This is a genomic window from Mangrovibacter sp. MFB070 (genome assembly GCF_000705335.1).
In the GTDB taxonomy this organism is placed as follows: domain Bacteria; phylum Pseudomonadota; class Gammaproteobacteria; order Enterobacterales; family Enterobacteriaceae; genus Mangrovibacter; species Mangrovibacter plantisponsor.
Map to the genome: position 1 here is coordinate 66,189 of NZ_JJMI01000015.1, position 17,706 is coordinate 83,894.

The window sequence follows — 17,706 nt, forward strand, 5'->3', positions numbered from 1 at the left end:
CAGTCATAGGCTTTTGGGGCCTTTTTACAACAATGGACTAAAGAAGTAAAACACTCGCTCAGTTATTCGTTGCCATAGCGGTCGTTTTACCCAGTCGCGGGCATTAAGCAAAGTAGAACGCGAGATATAGTCATCCTGAACAGCAGCCAAATCGTTGCCAAAGCCCTGGTCATCGATAACCAGGGTAATTTCAAAATTCAGCCATAAACTGCGCATATCCAGGTTGACCGTGCCAACCAGACTGAGTTCGTCATCGACCAGTACGCTTTTCGTGTGCAGAAGACCGCCTTCAAACTGGTAGATCTTAACACCTGCTGCCAGTAACTCCGCAAAGAAAGCTCTGCTGGCCCAGCCTACCAGCAATGAATCATTTTTTTTAGGTAAAATCAGGCTGACATTCACACCACGCAAGGCCGCCGTGCAGATCGCGTGTAAGAGATCGTCACTTGGAACAAAATAAGGCGTAGTGAGAACCAGGTTTTCACGCGCAGCATATACCGCAGTTAATAATGCCTGGTGTATCAGATCTTCCGGGAACCCCGGGCCTGAAGCAATGGTCTGTATTGTGTGGCCACTGGCTTCTTCAAAGGGCATGATATTCGCATCCGGTGGGGGAGGCAGCAGCCGCTTTCCGGTTTCAATTTCCCAGTCGCAGGAATAAACAATTCCCATTGTTGTAGCAATAGGGCCTTCCATGCGAGCCATCAAATCCACCCACTGGCCCACGCCGGCATCCTGTTTGAAATAACGCGGGTCAACCAGGTTCATACTGCCAGTGTAAGCAACATAATTATCAATCATGACCATTTTCCGGTGCTGGCGTAAGTCCATACGCCGCAGGAAAACACGCATCAGGTTAACTTTCAGTGATTCGACCACATCAATACCGGCATTGCGCATCATAGCCGGCCAGGGGCTGCGAAAGAACGCCAGGCTACCCGCAGAATCGAGCATCAGGCGGCAATGTACACCGCGACGTGCTGCAGCCATCAGTGACTCGGCAACTTCATCGGCAAGACCACCAGGATTCCAAATATAGAACACCATCTCGATATTATGCCGGGCTAACTGGATATCGCGAATCAGGGCATGCATGACATCATCTGTCTCTGTCAGCAACTGAAGCTGGTTCCCTTTAACACCACCCACACCCTGGCGGCGTTCGCACAGCTGGAATAAAGATTCCGCTACAGTGCTGTTTTCGTTGGCGAAGATGTGTTTGCTTTCTTTTAAGGCTTTTAACCAGTTAGCAGTGGAAGGCCACATGTCGCGGGCGCGTTCTGCACGGCGTTTCCCTAAGTGAAGCTCACCAAATGACAAGTAAGCGATGACACCAACCAGAGGGAGAATATAAATAACAAGTAGCCAGGCCATAGCCGATGGTACTGCACGGCGCTTCATTAAAATACGCAATGTCACACTGGCTATCAGTAGCCAATAGCCCAAAATTACCAGCCAGTTCACCAGCGTGTAGAGCGTCGCCATAGGTAAAAATCCTTTATCTTCCGTATACTTTTGAGTGTACGCACAAGATTGTGCTTATCAAAGAAAAAAACGGGTGAAAACAGCTTTTCGGGTAATTACCTGGGCGTATAATACCCCTACTTGTTGTATTGTGAGCCAATATAAAATGAGACACAGTCGTACAGAAGTTGGGCGTTGGCGGATGCTACGCCAGTCGCAGCGGAGGAAAACCCGCTGGCTGGAAGCACAATCCCGCCGGAATATGCGTATTCACGCAATCCGCAAATGTATCGTTAATCGTCAGCGCAATTCTTTGCTGTTTTCAATCTACGATATATAGCCTGCCGGGCACATTACGTGCCCGGTTTTCTTATCAATACTCTTCAAACAAAACCCGTCACTGGCGTCGCCGATGCGCGCATCTCTCCGTTTATTGGTTACTTTTGGTTTGTCAGTCACACTGAGTTGCCCTGTAATGGGGTAAAGAAGCTTGTCACGTTTGCCGATATTATCTTTAGCAAGATTCAGGGGCTGGCTGGTACCTTACTGGTAATAACTCGTGGAGATGGATAGCGCGTGGAAAATCAGAATACTCCAAATTTTAAGGCGCGCCTGTTAACCGGAAAACGCCTGATTCCCATACTGGCAGCGATTGTCAGTATGATTGTTACACTACTTCTGACACAACTGGTCAGCACAACATTGACACTTGAAAACCAGACGGGGATGTCGGCACATATCCTGTCACAGGCAGAACGAGTGGCCAAAGAGTTAGACACTGCACAGCAGGTTGCCAGTAATAGCCCGTATCCCGAATGTACAGTTGATGATATCAACCTGCTGAGGCGTGTAACGCTGGAATATGAATTAGTGCAGGATATTGGGCGGGTCTGGCAAGGGAAAATAATTTGTACGGCAGGATGGGGGATTTTGAAGCATGCAGCTGTATTGCCAGAAACGGGGTACTACTCGCATTCAGAAGGGCGCACTTTTTACCGCCATGCCGTAGATATGCTGCCAGTAAAGAAAACAAATGACCTGATTGTAAAAGGTAATACGGTGATATTTACCTCGCCGGTAAATATCAAAATGCAGTATATGAGTGATTTAATGCTGGACTGGCATCTGATTACCCGCAATGGTTCTTATGTCTTTGATACATTTTCCGCACCATCACCGGTTGACAGCCATAGCTGGTTGTCACTGTTTACGCAGCGCTCACAACAACGTATCTGTAGTAAGCAATTTGATTTGTGTGTTGAAACGACAACACAAAACAACGCTTTGGCTGGCTTACCTTCAGGTGTGTTGCTGGTGATTATCGCACTGGGAGCTGGTGCAGGTTATTTAGCAGGGTTTGCATTAATGGTGTGGCTGGGGAGGATTAACTCTATCGATGCCCGCCTGAAAAAAGCGGTTTACTACCATCTTCTTCACCTGGAGTACCAGCCACAGTATCGCCTGTCTGATGAGTCTATTGTTGGTGCAGAAGTATTGGTGCGTTGGAAAGATGATGTCTATGGCAATGTCTCCCCTGAGTTTTTTATTAAACTTGCCGAGCGCCTGGGAATTTATCGGCAGATTACCCGGTTTGTTATTGAGCAGTCACTGGTGGATATGTCCGGTTTAATTGCGCAGCATCCTGATTTCACCTTGAGTATTAACGTAGGCAAGCACGATATTACGGACGCAACGTTTTTACCCTATCTTAATGCTCTGGCAGACAGTTCCGGCTGTATGCGGCAGCAGATTAAAATGGAAATAACCGAAAAAACAGATATTAATTATAAAATTATTGCTGAGTCGGCGCGAGAACTCCAACGGCTGGGGTATCTGGTGTCGTTAGATGATTTTGGGACAGGTGTGGCAAATATTCATTGGCTCACAGAAATTACTTTTGATGAAATTAAGCTCGATAAATATTTTGTCCGCGGCCTGGGGGATGACTTTAAGAAAGCGATGCTAGATGCGTTGCTGAGCATTATTGTCCCGTTGAATAAGACGATAGTTTTTGAGGGTATTGAAACTCGGGAAGAGAAAGAGATTGTTCTGTCAGCCCATGCAACAGCCATTGGCCAGGGCTGGTATTATTCCCGTGCGGTGCCCGTCAATGAGTTTATCCGGCTTTACCATAGTACGCTCAAACAGTAATGGAGCCGGGGTCGCCAGAGGCTGTTTGTTAATCGTTTATTTATTGTTTTATTTTTGTTAAAAATAAACAAACGGAGCATAAGATAACAATATAACCGGTGCCCTTTATTATATTGCTTACTTTTGAAACTAAAAAAACTGAATGGATATGCTACGGATTTCACTGAATATATTTCTCAGCGGTTCCTTCCTGTTGTATTACTGATCATTTTATACTCTAACGATCAAAGGCATAGTGCCGATAAATCGGAGTTATGGAAATGGACAAACAGGAAAAACTATGCGTATCGTACACAAGCTTCTTATTGCATTTGCAATTTCTATTATTTCCGTCATTGTTGTAGGTGTCTGGTCGTTGTCTGTCTATAAAAGTTCGATAACCAGCTTTGACTACATTACTACGAATAGCCTCCCTAGTATCAAACAGCTACAAAGTACCATCGATTTTCGTGAAAAAGCGCGCCGTGAAATTTATCTGTACTTGCTAAGCCATGATGACTCACTCATGAGCCAGCATAAAAACGATGCGCTCGATGCAATGAACCAGAGTATTGCATCACTCAAAAAGTATCGCAGTATGCTGGTTTCAGATACTAACGATAAGCAATTGACAGATAAAAACCTTGCCATTATGGCGAATTATATGCAGGTACTTAATGACTTATTCACCGCGAATGAGGCAGTTGGCCAGGCTGCTGCTGTGTCGATGTTAAAGAGCGGTGGTGAGATGGCGAGAATGTCCGATGAATTAACTCACGGGCTTAACCAACAGATCCAATATAATTATCAGCACGCCGAAACATTCAGTGCTGCCAATCATAAAAAATTTAATACAACAATAATCATGCTGGCAGCATTTATAGTGCTGTCTGTTGCCATCAGCACGCTATTGTCCTTTTTCGTACTGCGGTATATTGCGGTCTCGTTGCGTCTGTTCAGTGATAAAATCAGTACCATCAGTCATGAACTGGATCTGACTCAATCTGTCGCTGTTCGCCGTCGTGATGAAATTGGCCTGGCTGCATTAAGCTTTAACGCGCTGGTGGAAAAAATGGCTCAAGTGCTGAGCCAGGTGAAATCTTCCTCACGCCTGGTGGACACAGCAGCGCACGAAATTGCGGCCAGTAATGATGATCTTTCATCCCGTACTGAAGCGCAGGCGGCCTCACTGGAAGAGACCGCTGCCAGTATGAATCAGTTGTCAGCCACAGTTCAAAGCAATGTGGAAACTACACGTAATGCCGACCAACTGATGCACCAGGTGCATAAATTAGTGCACAACACGAGCAGTGAATTAGGTGGCCTGAAAGAAACAATTGATGATATCGCCGTTTCTTCGGCAAAAATCTCCGAAATCACAGCCATTATTGAAGGGATTGCTTTCCAGACCAACATTCTGGCTCTCAATGCGGCGGTAGAGGCTGCGCGGGCAGGCGAACATGGTAAGGGCTTTGCTGTAGTTGCTGGTGAAGTGCGTACTTTATCACAACGTTCTTCTGGTGCTGCGCGAGATATCAAAGAGTTGATAGAGGCTGCATTGCAGAAAGTGACCCTTGGTGTGAAATATACCCAGCAGGTGGCTGATAAAATGACAGAGGCAACCAGCGCAGTCAGTGAAACCAAAGATTTGATAAACCAGGTCTCACACTCATCCACAGAGCAAAGCCATGGCATCAGCCAGGTGAATATCGCGGTCAACCAAATGGAAGGCGTACTGCAACAGAATGCTGCGATGGTGGAACAAATGGCTGCTGCAGCTAATTCACTGCGTGGGCAGGCTGGTGAGTTACTGGCGGATGTGGATGTCTTTGTTGTCGGGGAACATGTGCCATCTGCGCCATTAATCGCACTGGCTAAGCCCCAGGGCTGAAATTTGGTTTGCTAATAAAGCAAGTTGCAAAACGGGCCTGCACACGTTGTGGGCCCGTTTCATTAAAAGCTGCTTAAAATACTTGCTTATAAGGCTTAACGTCCACCTTATGATAAACACCGGCAGCGACATACGGGTCATCATTTGCCCAGGACTGTGCTTCTTCCAGCGATGAAAACTCCGCAATGACAGTGGAGCCAGTGAAACCAGCCTGGCCCGGGTCATTACTATCAACAGCAGGCATTGGTCCGGCGGTAACTAAACGGCCTTCATCACGCAACAACTGTAAACGCGCAAGGTGAGCAGGGCGCACCGACATACGTTTATCCAGTGAGTTGGCTACATCCTCAGCATAAATCACGTAAAGCACAGAAAGGCTCCTGTATCAGGGACGAAAGTAACGATACGGTAAGTGAATCGTTCCGCAGGTGCAACGAAAATGTCATACATATTCGGTTATACAGCCGATATTTTACCCAATACTGCGGAAATCGCGCCTGGCCGGTGTCTGGTTGTTGAATATGATTGCTATTTGCATTTAAAATTAGCTTTTCGCGCTATTAACCGGATAACTGATGAGTTCGATGACCCTTGATTTTCCTCGCCGTTTTCCATGGCCTGCCTTGCTTTCGGTAGTGATACATGGTGCTGTACTGGCAGGTATTCTGTATACCTCAATGCATCAGGTCACTGAGCTGCCTTCACCGGCACAGCCCATTTCCGTTACCATGGTTAACCCGGCAGATTTAGCACCACCCGCTCCGGCGCCTGCACCCCAGGTTACCCAGCCAGAGCCGGAGCCCGAACCCGTCGTTGAACCGGAGCCTGTGCCCGAAGCACCAAAAGAGGCGCCAGTTGTCATTCATAAGCCAAAACCTAAACCGAAGCCAGTTAAAAGGGTTGAGCACCGCAAAGAGCCCGTTAAGCCAGTCGAAAAACCGGTTGAACAAAAAGCCCCACCTCAGGACAACCCTTTTACAGGCAATGCTGCTCCACGTGCATCATCTGCACAAAATGCAACGGCAAATACGGCACCAGTAAACACAGCACCGCGTGGCCCTAAAGCGTTGTCACGCAACCAGCCACAATACCCGTCACGTGCTTTTGCTCTGCGCATTGAAGGTAATGTTCGGGTTAAATTTGATGTGGCTGCGGATGGGAGTGTGGAAAACATTCAGATTTTATCCGCCAAACCAGCCAATATGTTTGAGCGTGATGTGCGCCAGGCGATGCGTAACTGGCGCTATGAAAGTGGTCGCCCGGGGAAAGGTCTGGTGGTGAACATTATTTTCAGGATTAATGGTGGCGCATCTATGGAGTGATGCGCCGGTTATATCACGCTCACGGTAGTGGGCGTGGTTTCCCCTGGTTATCTACTGCAACATAAATAAATAGCGCTTCGGTGGCCCGGTAGCGCTGACCAATCGGTTCCGATGAAACTTTTTTCACCCACACTTCAACATTGATGCTGATGGAAGTCGTACCACGCTTCACACAGCGTGCATAGCAACAGACAACATCACCTACTGCTACAGGGCGCAAGAACGTCATCCCTTCTACACGCACTGTAACTACGCGGCCCTGGCCAATTTCTTTGGCAAGTATCGCGCCCCCCATATCCATTTGGGACATTAACCAGCCGCCGAAAATATCACCATTAGCATTTGTATCTGCTGGCATTGCCAGGGTGCGTAAAACTAAATCGCCCTGAGGGGCATCACTTTGTGTGGTCATTTGTTATTCCTTGATCACGCATTTTCATTGTTATCTGTGATGCAACACCGAAAACATTGCCCTGAGGCCGTTCAGAGTGTGCAGGGCATTGTAACGTGAACCCTGACAGCAACCCAGAGGGATTGCTTCTGGATTTGTCACCTTATGCTACAGGGCCGCACCAGTAGAATGACACGCCTTTATAGTGAGTAATAAACAGTACCGCTTCACTCCAGTTCTTTCCCTTAAGAACTTCTGTAATACAGCTCATTGCATTGAGGCAATCAAGACCACACCACGCGTGATAATCGTCCTGCTCGGTTTCCATGTAAGCCAGTGATGCCGAAAACGTAGTTTTACCCTCGCTATCACACACTCTGTGGCACACCAGGCGAATGCGAAACCAGGTTACAGTGAGTTCTTCAGCAATAAATTCTGCTGCGATGGCAATCAGGGCATCAGTTTCTTTGTTGCCATCAAACCACTGGCACTGTGTCGCACAGTCAGAATGGGGTAACTGGTCTGTGAAAATATCCGCATTCATAATTATTTTCCCTGGGTAATTATGGTAATTATCGGCTGTGGCAGGAAAACCATAAGTGGTCAGTAACAACAAAATGTATTTGTGTGAACTGCAGAGCTGTTAATTGACAGTTTAGTCTGGCTGATTTTAATAAAATGATATTAATAATCATGTGATTACCATTTATGTTAGCATGCTAATCAGATTGTTCCATCCTTGCCGCTGGTTGTTTTTTGTTCTCTTTGTGGTATTATTTACCCGTTGTCACATTCACTGAGGTTTATATGGAAAACGAGCTAAGCCCTACTGTTCTGGCTTTTGAATATCTTCGTCGGGAAAAAGAAAATTTAACTCCTGCACAATTTCTTAAACGTTTTAAACAACTGCAACTAGAGTTCGCTGACCTGATGGAACTCTCTTACATTGAGTTGCAGGAAGAAATTGTATTTGCTCACCGGCTGGGTATTCACTGATTTTCCAGTTTGCGCTTTACTGCGGTGTTAATGTGCTGTAGTGGCGAGAAGGGCTTATCACACAAGGCGAAAGGAGTGAAAGTTGCTGCAGGCACCTGAGTGCTGAGTGATTCTTCCATGTTGCCTGTCACTGAAACCACTGCATTTCACTGCAGTGGTTTTTTGTATTTGAGGCTTTCAAATTCAGCAAGCACCCAGCAGAGGCTGGGCCTGTAGTTGATTAATTGATTAGTTAATCAGTAGCTGGCGCCATAGGTACTAATTCTCTTCGTGGGGCATATGGCGGTAAATATACAGGCCACTTAATAATGTGAACACCAGGGTCAGTGCCGTCAGGCCAAATACCTTAAAGTTAACCCAGATGTTTTCAGGCAGCCAAAAAGCGATATAAATATTCGCCAGCCCGCACAGGATGAAAAACAACGCCCAGGCATAATTAAGCCGTTTCCAGACAACCTGCGGCAGTGTCAGCTCTTTGCCTAACATGCTCTGGATAAGTGGTTTGTTCATTACCCACTGGCTGACCAGAAGCGCACCGGCAAACAGTACATAAATAACGGTTACTTTCCACTTGATAAACTCAACGTTGTGAAAAGCGATAGTTAACCCACCGAACACGGCAACCAGAATAAAGGTAACCAGTGTCATTTTCTCGAGCTTGCGAAACTTATACCAACTGTAAACCAGAGCGAGTGCTGTTGCGGCAATCAGAGCACCGGACGCGACATAAATGTCATACAGCTTATAAAAAGCAAAAAAGACAATCAGAGGAAGAAAATCAAGAAACTGCTTCATAAAGGCTTCCGTAATCGAAAATAACCTGCCACGTGGGCAGGCCGGTTAAAGGCTTACTGACGGATCAGCATGTACAGGCGGTACAGGTAAATAAGCAACAATGCCGACAGCAGATTACTGATGGTATTGACGGTAATAGCGCCACCTGTTGGCGTCAAGGCTGCAAAGGTGCTTGAGAACAGCAACAGTGCTGTTTTGGCAACCAGCCAGCCGATAATCGCGGGGGCGACCAGGCGCATATTTGCCCAGCACAAACGGCTGCTGGAGCGTAATGCCGCAAAAATACCTGATTTATCCTCAACCAGGTGTACCGGCGCCATTGACAGAATAATAGCGAGGATAACGCCAGGCACAATAATCGCCATAATCCCAATCTGCACCGCGAACGTGGTGATAAACATTAACACGAGCATCCGTGGCATTAATGGTGCGGAAAGGCCAATTGCATGTAACGCACTGACGCGCTGACCAGCAGAAACCAGTTTTGCCAGAGTCAGTAAGCTTGCGGCAAGAATGGCGTTAGCAATCAGGCCTGAAAACGTCGTTGCCGCAGACGCCTTCAAAAGTGTCTGTTGCTGCTCAGGTGTCATATTCTGGATCAGCTCGAAAAATCCCTGGCTACCCTGAAGGTTATCACCCTGCAACATGGCCGCCATCTGGTCCTCATCCGGGTAAAACGCATGCCCTAATGCTACAGCAACGAATGCGCAAAGCAGGGCAATCAGAAGGATGGAGACAAACTGATTACGGAAAAAATTACCTGTGTCACGGTAAACAGAACCTGCCGTGATTGTCATGCACTCTCCTTGAGTCGGTGTCAGGATGAAAATGCTGGCGATTGTACACCGCTCAAGGTGGGATGTCAGTCACATCCCCTGTAAAGGAATGTTGTCAGAACATCTTGTGGCTAAGTTGCCACCGGTTTACCTGTTTCCGAACTTCATAACTATTGTGCAATCCGGCCTGAAACAGGTCTGCTAAGTCGTAATTTGCTCCGATTACAGGAAATTGATCTAAAACAAATTCATTGTTTTTAACAAAATAAGTTCAAATTAACGTGGATCAATGAATGTCGAAATACCTGACAAAGTGTGACCAATGTTGGATCAAAAAAGGAAAATGTAAAGGTATAGTCAGGCCGCTTATAAAAAAACTTACAAAGGACATGGGCATGAAAAAGTTAACAGTGGCACTACTGGCGATGAGTTGTTTTTCTGGAATGGTGAGCGCACATGAAGCGGGTGAATTTTTCGTCCGTGCAGGTAGCGCCACTGTTCGTCCAACCGAAGGGTCCGATAACGTGCTTGGGTTGGGTGGCTTTAATGTCAGTAACAACACACAGCTGGGTATGACATTTACCTATATGGCGACTGACAATGTGGGGGTCGAATTGCTGGCTGCAACGCCTTTCCGCCACAAAGTAGGCCTTGCATCTACAGGCACTATCGCAACCGTACACCAACTACCGCCGACATTAATGGCGCAATGGTACTTTGGTGACAGGCAAAGCAAAGTGCGCCCCTATATTGGTGCCGGGGTGAACTACACCACGTTCTTCAATAATAAATTTAACCAGACAGGCCAAGATGCCGGATTATCTGACCTGAGCCTGAAAGATTCCTGGGGCCTTGCCGGGCAGGCCGGGGTGGATTACCTGATTAACAGAAACTGGCTGGTGAATATGTCTGTATGGTATATGGACATTGATACCACGGTGAAATTTAAAGCCGGTGACCAGCAAGAAAGCATTAAAACGCGTATCGACCCGTGGGTATTTATGTTCTCTGCGGGCTACCGTTTCTGACAGGGAACGCCTGACCTCCATTGACTCGCAGCACAAAGACAGCATGCAGCAAGTAATCATAGCATGCTGTTTTTTTTATGAAGTTTATGGCGGCAGAAAACAAAAACGCCAGCCTGATACATTTCAGGCTGGCGTTTTTTATCATCCAGACATTTTTACATTATGGCGATTACGCACGCACGGGCATAGTGAATTGATTAACTGCGTGTTGCAGCTTTCATCACTGTGACAAACTCACCCAATGCTTTGAGCATTTCAGCGTGGTTACCCAGGTTCTTTTCAATAATTTTCACTACAGCTGACCCGGAAATTGCACCAGCAGCGCCCGCACTGATGGCATCTTTCACCTGAGATGGCTCAGAAATACCAAAGCCCTGCAACGGTGGTACTGCATGGTACTCAGCCAGTTTTTCCACCAAATGGTGTATGGGCAGGCTGGCACGTTGTTCCGCCCCGGTAACACCAGCGCGGGACAACAGGTAGGTATAACCGCGCCCGTAGGAAGCTATCTGGCGGAGCAGGTCATCATCGGAATTAGGTGGGCAAATGAAAATAGGAGCAATATTATGGCGCATTGCGGCCTGGCGGAAAGGAGCAGATTCTTCAACAGGCACATCTGCAACCAGTACGGAATCAACGCCCACTTCTTCACAACGCGCATAGAAGTTATCAATACCACGGCTATAAACCAGGTTGGCATACATCAGTAACCCAATTGGAATATCCGGGTGTTTTTGGCGAATCATTGCCAGCATTTCAAAACACTGGGTCGGGGTGACGTTTGCCGCAAATGCGCGCAGGGCAGCTCCCTGAATTGTCGGCCCATCGGCCAGCGGGTCAGAGAACGGAATACCCAATTCAAGTGCATCTGCGCCAGCTTCAACCAGCGTATCAATAATCTTAAGCGACTGCTCAACACCCGGGTCTCCCAGCGTAACAAAAGGAACAAATGCACCTTCATTGCGGGATTTCAATGTTGCAAAAAGCGTATCATAGCGTTCCATCAAATTTCCCCCCGGGATTTCAGAATATCGTGAACCGTGAAAATGTCTTTATCCCCGCGGCCTGACAAGTTAACAACCAGTAACTGTTCTTTATCCGGGTTTTGTTTGATCATTTTGAGCGCCCACGCAAGTGCATGGGAAGATTCCAGTGCCGGGATGATGCCTTCATGGCGGCTCAGTTCTTTAAACGCTTCCAGCGCTTCATCGTCAGTGATCGAGACATAATCTGCGCGGCCAGTGCTGTTAAGGAATGCATGCTGTGGCCCTACTGACGGGAAGTCCAGCCCGGCAGAAATAGAGTATGACTCTTCAATTTGCCCTTCATCAGTTTGCATCATGGGAGACTTCATACCGAAATAGATGCCCACGCGCCCGTGCTTGAGTGGCGCACCATGTTCACCGGTTTCAATACCATGGCCGGCTGGCTCAACACCAATCAGGCTGACACTGGTTTCGTCAATAAAATCTGCAAACATACCAATGGCATTAGAACCTCCACCTACACAGGCGATGACGGCATCTGGCAGGCGACCTTCTTTCTCAAGAATTTGCGCCCGGGTTTCCTCGCCAATCATACGCTGGTATTCACGGACAATAGTCGGGTAAGGATGCGGACCGGCAGCAGTACCCAGCATGTAGTGCGCGGTTTCATAACTACCAGACCAGTCACGCAGAGCTTCGTTACAGGCGTCTTTCAGGGTCGATGACCCGGAATGAACAGGAATCACTTCCGCGCCCATTAAACGCATACGGAAAACGTTTGGAGACTGGCGCTCAACGTCCTTCGCACCCATATAGATTCGGCATTTCAGCCCGAGCAGTGCACTGGCTAGTGCGGATGCCACACCGTGTTGCCCGGCACCGGTCTCAGCAATGATTTCGGTTTTGCCCATGCGTTTGGCAAGCAGAGCCTGGCCCAGCACCTGGTTCGTTTTATGTGCGCCACCATGGAGCAAATCTTCACGTTTAAGGTACAGCGTGGTTTTGGTTCCCGCAGTCAGATTACGGCAGCGGGTAAGGGCAGTGGGGCGCCCGGCATAATTTTTCAGCAAATCAGTGAACTGCGCCTGGAACTCAGGGTCGCTTTGCGCACTGACAAACGCTTCTTCAAGCTGGCGTAATGCTGGCATCAGTATTTGCGGAACATACATTCCGCCGAATTCACCAAAATACGGGTTTAATAAAGTCGTCATGTTTGTTGTATTCCTTAACTACCGGGCTTTTCCCGGTGAATGCATTCGGGCAATACGAAAGTTAGTAGGCGCGCAAGGTGCGAAACGCAGCGGCAATCTTCTCGTGATCTTTAACACCAGGTTGGGATTCCACGCCTGAGTTAAAATCAAGACCGGCACAGCCTGCTTTGGCCGCTTCGACGCAGTTGTCTGCACTGAGCCCACCGGCCAGCATTACGTCACTCAGGTCCTGGCCTTGTAACAGTGACCAGTCAAAAGACTGACCCGTTCCACCCTGACCATTATCGAAAACATAGCGTGAGACGTGGTTAAACTGGCGTTTCGGGAGCGAATCACCAACGCTCAATGCTTTCCAGATAGCAATGTCATCAGGCAAAGCCGAACGCAGTTCATCAATATATTGCTGGGTTTCGTTACCATGAAGCTGAATTGCAGACAGTTTCAGTTGTGCTGCGAGTGAACTGACCTGAGCCACCGGCTCGTCGCGAAACACCCCGACATAGCGTAAAGGCGCGCCAGACATCACAAGGCGTGCCTGTTCAGCGGTGACCGCACGCGGCGAACCTGATACAAAAATCAACCCGCCATAGACAGCGCCTGCTCGGTATGCTGCTGATGCATCTTCAGGGCGAGTCAGACCACATACTTTATTTTCCCCCAGTAACACCCGGCGTACGGCAGTATTCAGATCCGTTTCACCCATCAGCGCGGATCCAATCAGAAAACCGTTGGCATAATGGCTCAGTTCGCGAACATGGCCATAGGTATGGATACCGGATTCACTGATAACAGTCACGCCGCTACCCAGTTGCGGGGCGAGTGTCCTGGTACGGTTCAGGTCAATAGACAGGTCTCGCAGGTCACGGTTATTAATGCCCACCACCCGTGCTTCAAGGTGAATGGCACGCGCCAGTTCCTCTTCATTACTCACTTCGGTCAGTACGCCCATATTCAGGCTGTGCGCGACAGCGGCCAGGCTACGGTACTGTTCGTCATCAAGGACAGAAAGCATCAGCAGGCAGGCATCAGCCTGGTAAAAACGAGCCAGGTAAATCTGGTATGGATCGATAATAAAATCTTTACACAGTACGGGTTGTGTAACGGTTTTGCTGACCAGAGGTAAAAAATCGAAGTTGCCCTGGAAATATTTCTCATCAGTCAGAACTGAAATAGCCGAAGCATAATGCTTATAGACACCTGCGATAGCGACAGGGTCAAAATCTTCGCGAATCAGTCCCTTTGATGGAGAGGCCTTTTTGCACTCCAGAATAAACGCGGTTTTGGCGCCAGCAAGGGCATGGTAAAAATCACGGGTACTCGGTTGCACATCATTCTGGAACGAAGCCAGCGGTTGTTGTTGTTTGCGTTGTTCTACCCAAATCGCCTTGTCTGCGACGATTTTTGCTAATACGGTTTCCATCTCTTACCCTCTTGCAGCCAGTGCAGTAACACGCTGATAAGCTTCGCCACTGCGCAATACAGCCAGTGCTTTACTGGCGTTAACACGGAGGTCTTCTTCACCAAACAGCCGCATCAAAAGTGCGACATTGGCAGCAACAGCCGCTTCGTGAGCAGGTGTACCTTTACCTTGTAACAGACGCGCCAGAATGTCACGGTTTTCTTCTGGTGAGCCACCGGCCAGGTCTTCTTTGGCATAAGGCGTTAAACCAAAGTCACTCGCCTGTAACTCATAACTGCTTACTTTTCCGTCTTTCAGCTCCGCAACCTGGACTGTGGCATGTAATGACACTTCATCCATTCCGCCGCTGTGTACTACTGCCGCGTGTTGGTAACCCAGTACTTTCAGTGTTTCTGCAATCGGCAGAACCAGCTCAGGGCTGTACACACCAATCAGCGCCAGTGGCGGGTGTGCCGGGTTGATCAGTGGCCCCAACACGTTGAACAGCGTGCGTGTTTTCAGTTGCTGGCGTACCGGCATGGCATGGCGGAACCCTGTGTGGTAAAGCGGTGCAAACAGAAAACACACACCCAGTTCATCCAGGGCCTGGCGTGACGTTTCTGCCGACATGTCCAGCTTAATACCAAATGCTGCCAGTAAATCCGAAGAGCCTGAACGGCTCGAAACACTCCGGTTGCCATGTTTAGCAACCTTCAGCCCACAGGCGGCAGCCACAAATGCACTGGCGGTGGAAATGTTAATGCTGTTACTGCCATCGCCACCTGTACCAACGATATCTGCGAAGGGGTAATCAGGGCGTGGAAATGGTTGTGCATTATCCAGCAGTGCATTGGCTGCACCTGCGATTTCATCAGGGTGCTCACCACGAACTTTCATACTTATCAGGGCTGCGGCCAGTTGGCTTTGCTCCAGTTCACCGCGCACAATAGCACTGAATAACTGCTGGCTTTCCTGTTGGCTGAGTACCTGAGCCTGGAAAAGTTTTTCAAGAATCGTTTGCATATCAGGCTCCTTTATTTGCTGAGCGCCCAGGCCAGTGTCTGTTCCAGCAGACGTGCGCCTTGTGTTGTCAGAATAGATTCAGGGTGAAACTGGAAACCGCATACACGGTCTGTATCGTGGCGTACCGCCATAACCATCCCCGCATAGCTGGCACTGACGGTCAATGTGGCGGGTATTTTGCTACCGACCAGTGAGTGATAGCGGGCCACCGGCAATGGGTTTGGCAGGTCATGAAACATGGCCATACCATCATGTTCTATGGAGGACGCTTTACCGTGGAGAATTTCTCCCGCCTGGCCCACATAGCCTCCATAAGCTTCGACAATGGCCTGGTGCCCAAGGCAGATACCAATAATCGGCAACTCACCCCGCAGGCGTTGCAACAGCTCTGGCATACAGCCTGCTTCAGACGGCGCGCCAGGTCCTGGTGAAAGCATTAATATCGGATTAGTGAGTTCAGCCAGCCGGGCGATAATCGTGTCAGCGGGAACCTGGTTACGGTAAATCACAACGTGATGGCCGTTGGCACGCAACTGGTCAACCAGGTTGTAGGTAAATGAATCAACGTTATCGAGTAGTAAGATATCGGCCATCAGAACATCTCCTTCGCCTGGTGTGCGGCAGCAATGGCGCGCAACACTGCGCGTGCTTTATTTCGTGTTTCATCGGCTTCAGACTGAGGAATGGAATCAAGCACCACACCAGCACCAGCCTGCACGGTTGCAATCCCGTCTTCGACCCAGGCAGAACGAATCACAATACAGGTATCAAGGTCGCCGTGAGCGGTGAAATACCCAACCGCACCACCATAGCTACCTCTGCGTGTGCCTTCGGCATCGGCAATTAATTGCATCGCGCGTACTTTTGGTGCGCCACTCAGTGTGCCCATATTCATACAGGCGCGATACGCATGCAGCACATCCAAATCTTCGCGCAATTCGCCCACAACCCGGGAAACCAGGTGCATAACAAAGGAGTAGCGGTCAACTTTTGTCAGGTCAGCCACATAGCGAGACCCAGGAGTACAAATCCGCGCCAGATCGTTACGGGCAAGGTCAACCAGCATCAGGTGCTCGGACAGCTCTTTATGGTCGGTGCGCATTTCCAGCTCAATACGGCTGTCCAGATCATTATCCAGCGAGCCATCTGCTTTGCGCCCTCTGGGGCGAGTACCGGCAATGGGGTAAATTTCAATCTGGCGGTCTGTCGCGTCGTATTTGAGGGAGCTTTCAGGTGAGGCACCAAACAGCGTGAAATCCTCATCCTGCATAAAGAACATATAAGGGCTGGGGTTACTTTTCTTCAGTGTCTGGTATGCCGCCAGTGAAGAAGGGCAAGGCAGTGTGAAGCGGCGCGAGGGAACAACCTGGAAGATTTCCCCGGCCCGAATTGCCTGCTGCATTTGGCTCACTACCGCACCATAGGCTTCGTCACTCTGGTTACAACTCAATTCCATGGACTCGATTTTTTGCACCGGTACGGCAGGTGGAGCTTCCTGCATCTGTTTTTGTAACTGGCTGATGCGTTGAGTCAGCCGTTGGTGTTCAGCCGCAGAGTCAGTAAACAGGCTTGCCTGGATACGGGTGGATTTCTTTTGGTGATCGATAACCAAAAGTGTTTCCGCCAGGTAAAAACAGTAGTCCGGGCAGCGCTGGTCCTGGCGCAGGAGAGGAAGGTTTTCGAAACCGGCAACCAGGTCATAAGCAAACAAGCCACCAAAGAACATGGCTTCGCGCTCATCCTCCGGAACACTCACCAGTGTCAGCATCAGGCGCAACGCATCGAACACCGATAATGCTTTCAGGCGGGCATCTTCATCCATCACTGCGGTGATTTCCGGAAAACGCAATTCTCGCCCGTCAGGGTGCACTACCGATTCCACTTCCGCCGGTAATGCTTTATCCAGTAAAGGTAATAACGCACAGCCATTGGCTGATAACGCTTTAATAGTCACGACGTTTTCGAAGGCTGTGATGCGCAAGGCACTGTCGACCAGCAGCAGGCTTTTTAAATCATTCTTGCTGGTAATATCCGCCGATTCGAGTAACAGAGAAGAAGGACGAGCCCCGCAGATTTGGTGAAACAGTGCGGTAGGGTTATCACGATAAGGCCCTTCCTGAGCGAGAAGTGTTAAAGCTGGTTTGGTTGTTTGCATGGTGCGTTCTCATTATTTTGTTCAAAAAAAAACCCGCTTAGTGCGGGCTGTGGTATCTGTTTTGCCAGAAGCAAACTGTATTACACCGCCCGTAATCAGGAAGTGCGCCACCATTTGCTGTTGTTGGAAATGAACTGTG

Annotated in this window: 17 protein-coding genes, 1 pseudogene and 1 other annotated feature; of the genes and pseudogenes, 7 read left to right on the top strand and 11 right to left on the bottom strand. The window is 48.7% G+C overall.

The window, feature by feature from the left end:
* Positions 1 to 24 precede the first annotated feature (24 nt).
* Positions 25 to 1,485 carry a cardiolipin synthase gene (gene cls, locus DT73_RS05785; protein ID WP_036105341.1) on the bottom strand — a complete coding sequence of 487 codons (1,461 nt, stop codon included), beginning with the start codon at positions 1,483 to 1,485 and terminating at the stop codon, positions 25 to 27.
* 145 nt (positions 1,486 to 1,630) lie between these two features.
* Here cls and DT73_RS25400 point away from each other — a divergent pair, with 145 nt between their 5' ends.
* The 3 genes from DT73_RS25400 (at position 1,631) to DT73_RS05800 (ending at position 5,485) form a co-directional block, all read left to right on the top strand.
* Positions 1,631 to 1,804 (top strand): YciY family protein, encoded by a 174-nt coding sequence (locus DT73_RS25400; RefSeq protein ID WP_110025312.1) that lies wholly within the window; start codon positions 1,631 to 1,633, stop codon positions 1,802 to 1,804.
* A 236-nt stretch (positions 1,805 to 2,040) separates the two neighbouring features.
* Positions 2,041 to 3,615, top strand: a complete 1,575-nt coding sequence (locus tag DT73_RS05795; protein ID WP_036105348.1) for an EAL domain-containing protein — start codon at positions 2,041 to 2,043, stop codon at positions 3,613 to 3,615.
* A 280-nt stretch (positions 3,616 to 3,895) separates the two neighbouring features.
* A complete protein-coding gene (locus tag DT73_RS05800) occupies positions 3,896 to 5,485 on the top strand; it encodes a methyl-accepting chemotaxis protein (protein WP_036105351.1) in 1,590 nt (529 codons plus the stop codon).
* Between the two features lie 73 nt (positions 5,486 to 5,558).
* Here the strand turns inward: DT73_RS05800 and DT73_RS05805 are convergent, their stop codons facing one another.
* On the bottom strand, positions 5,559 to 5,855 hold the full coding sequence (locus DT73_RS05805; RefSeq protein ID WP_036105354.1) for a YciI family protein: 297 nt from the start codon (positions 5,853 to 5,855) through the stop codon (positions 5,559 to 5,561).
* A gap of 69 nt (positions 5,856 to 5,924) precedes the next feature.
* Here DT73_RS05805 and DT73_RS26420 point away from each other — a divergent pair, with 69 nt between their 5' ends.
* Both DT73_RS26420 and DT73_RS05810 read left to right on the top strand, forming a co-directional pair.
* The gene (locus DT73_RS26420) at positions 5,925 to 6,080 is read left to right on the top strand and encodes a hypothetical protein (protein ID WP_160173960.1); all 156 of its coding nucleotides are present in this window, start codon (positions 5,925 to 5,927) and stop codon (positions 6,078 to 6,080) included.
* On the top strand, positions 6,070 to 6,807 hold the full coding sequence (locus DT73_RS05810; RefSeq protein ID WP_036105358.1) for an energy transducer TonB: 738 nt from the start codon (positions 6,070 to 6,072) through the stop codon (positions 6,805 to 6,807). The genes DT73_RS26420 and DT73_RS05810 overlap by 11 nt, the downstream gene beginning before the upstream one ends.
* A 19-nt stretch (positions 6,808 to 6,826) precedes the next feature.
* Here DT73_RS05810 and yciA read toward each other — a convergent pair whose 3' ends face one another.
* Both yciA and DT73_RS05820 read right to left on the bottom strand, forming a co-directional pair.
* On the bottom strand, positions 6,827 to 7,219 hold the full coding sequence (yciA, locus tag DT73_RS05815) for an acyl-CoA thioester hydrolase YciA (protein ID WP_036105361.1): 393 nt from the start codon (positions 7,217 to 7,219) through the stop codon (positions 6,827 to 6,829).
* A 142-nt stretch (positions 7,220 to 7,361) separates the two neighbouring features.
* The gene (locus tag DT73_RS05820) at positions 7,362 to 7,742 is read right to left on the bottom strand and encodes a hypothetical protein (RefSeq protein ID WP_036105364.1); all 381 of its coding nucleotides are present in this window, start codon (positions 7,740 to 7,742) and stop codon (positions 7,362 to 7,364) included.
* A 263-nt stretch (positions 7,743 to 8,005) separates the two neighbouring features.
* Here DT73_RS05820 and DT73_RS05825 point away from each other — a divergent pair, with 263 nt between their 5' ends.
* The gene (locus tag DT73_RS05825) at positions 8,006 to 8,194 is read left to right on the top strand and encodes a YdiH family protein (protein ID WP_036105367.1); all 189 of its coding nucleotides are present in this window, start codon (positions 8,006 to 8,008) and stop codon (positions 8,192 to 8,194) included.
* Positions 8,195 to 8,452: 258 nt separating this feature from the next.
* Here DT73_RS05825 and DT73_RS05830 read toward each other — a convergent pair whose 3' ends face one another.
* Entirely contained in the window at positions 8,453 to 8,989 is a 537-nt protein-coding gene (locus DT73_RS05830; protein ID WP_036105370.1) for a septation protein A, read from the bottom strand.
* Between the two features lie 53 nt (positions 8,990 to 9,042).
* Positions 9,043 to 9,786, bottom strand: a complete 744-nt coding sequence (locus tag DT73_RS05835; protein ID WP_036105372.1) for a YciC family protein — start codon at positions 9,784 to 9,786, stop codon at positions 9,043 to 9,045.
* 374 nt (positions 9,787 to 10,160) lie between these two features.
* On the opposite strand from DT73_RS05835, the gene ompW reads away from it, so the two are divergent.
* Complete coding sequence (ompW, locus tag DT73_RS05840; protein WP_036105396.1) at positions 10,161 to 10,793, top strand: outer membrane protein OmpW; 633 nt, start codon at positions 10,161 to 10,163, stop codon at positions 10,791 to 10,793.
* Between the two features lie 197 nt (positions 10,794 to 10,990).
* On the opposite strand, the gene trpA is transcribed toward ompW, so the two are convergent.
* From trpA to DT73_RS05870, 5 genes and pseudogenes are all read right to left on the bottom strand, one after another.
* On the bottom strand, positions 10,991 to 11,797 hold the full coding sequence (gene trpA / locus DT73_RS05845; RefSeq protein WP_036105399.1) for a tryptophan synthase subunit alpha: 807 nt from the start codon (positions 11,795 to 11,797) through the stop codon (positions 10,991 to 10,993).
* Positions 11,797 to 12,990 carry a tryptophan synthase subunit beta gene (gene trpB, locus DT73_RS05850; RefSeq protein WP_036105402.1) on the bottom strand — a complete coding sequence of 398 codons (1,194 nt, stop codon included), beginning with the start codon at positions 12,988 to 12,990 and terminating at the stop codon, positions 11,797 to 11,799. Before trpB ends, trpA begins: the two co-directional genes overlap by 1 nt.
* Before the next feature lie 61 nt (positions 12,991 to 13,051).
* Positions 13,052 to 14,410, bottom strand: coding sequence for a bifunctional indole-3-glycerol-phosphate synthase TrpC/phosphoribosylanthranilate isomerase TrpF (gene trpCF / locus DT73_RS05855; protein ID WP_036105405.1), 1,359 nt, complete (start codon positions 14,408 to 14,410; stop codon positions 13,052 to 13,054).
* Positions 14,411 to 14,413: 3 nt separating this feature from the next.
* Positions 14,414 to 16,005, bottom strand: a pseudogene (trpD, locus tag DT73_RS26720) (bifunctional anthranilate synthase glutamate amidotransferase component TrpG/anthranilate phosphoribosyltransferase TrpD).
* Entirely contained in the window at positions 16,005 to 17,567 is a 1,563-nt protein-coding gene (locus tag DT73_RS05870; protein ID WP_036105412.1) for an anthranilate synthase component 1, read from the bottom strand. The pseudogene trpD and the gene DT73_RS05870 overlap by 1 nt, the downstream one beginning before the upstream one ends.
* Positions 17,568 to 17,590: 23 nt before the next feature.
* Positions 17,591 to 17,686, bottom strand: a sequence feature (Trp leader region).
* Between the last annotated feature and the right edge of the window lie 20 nt (positions 17,687 to 17,706).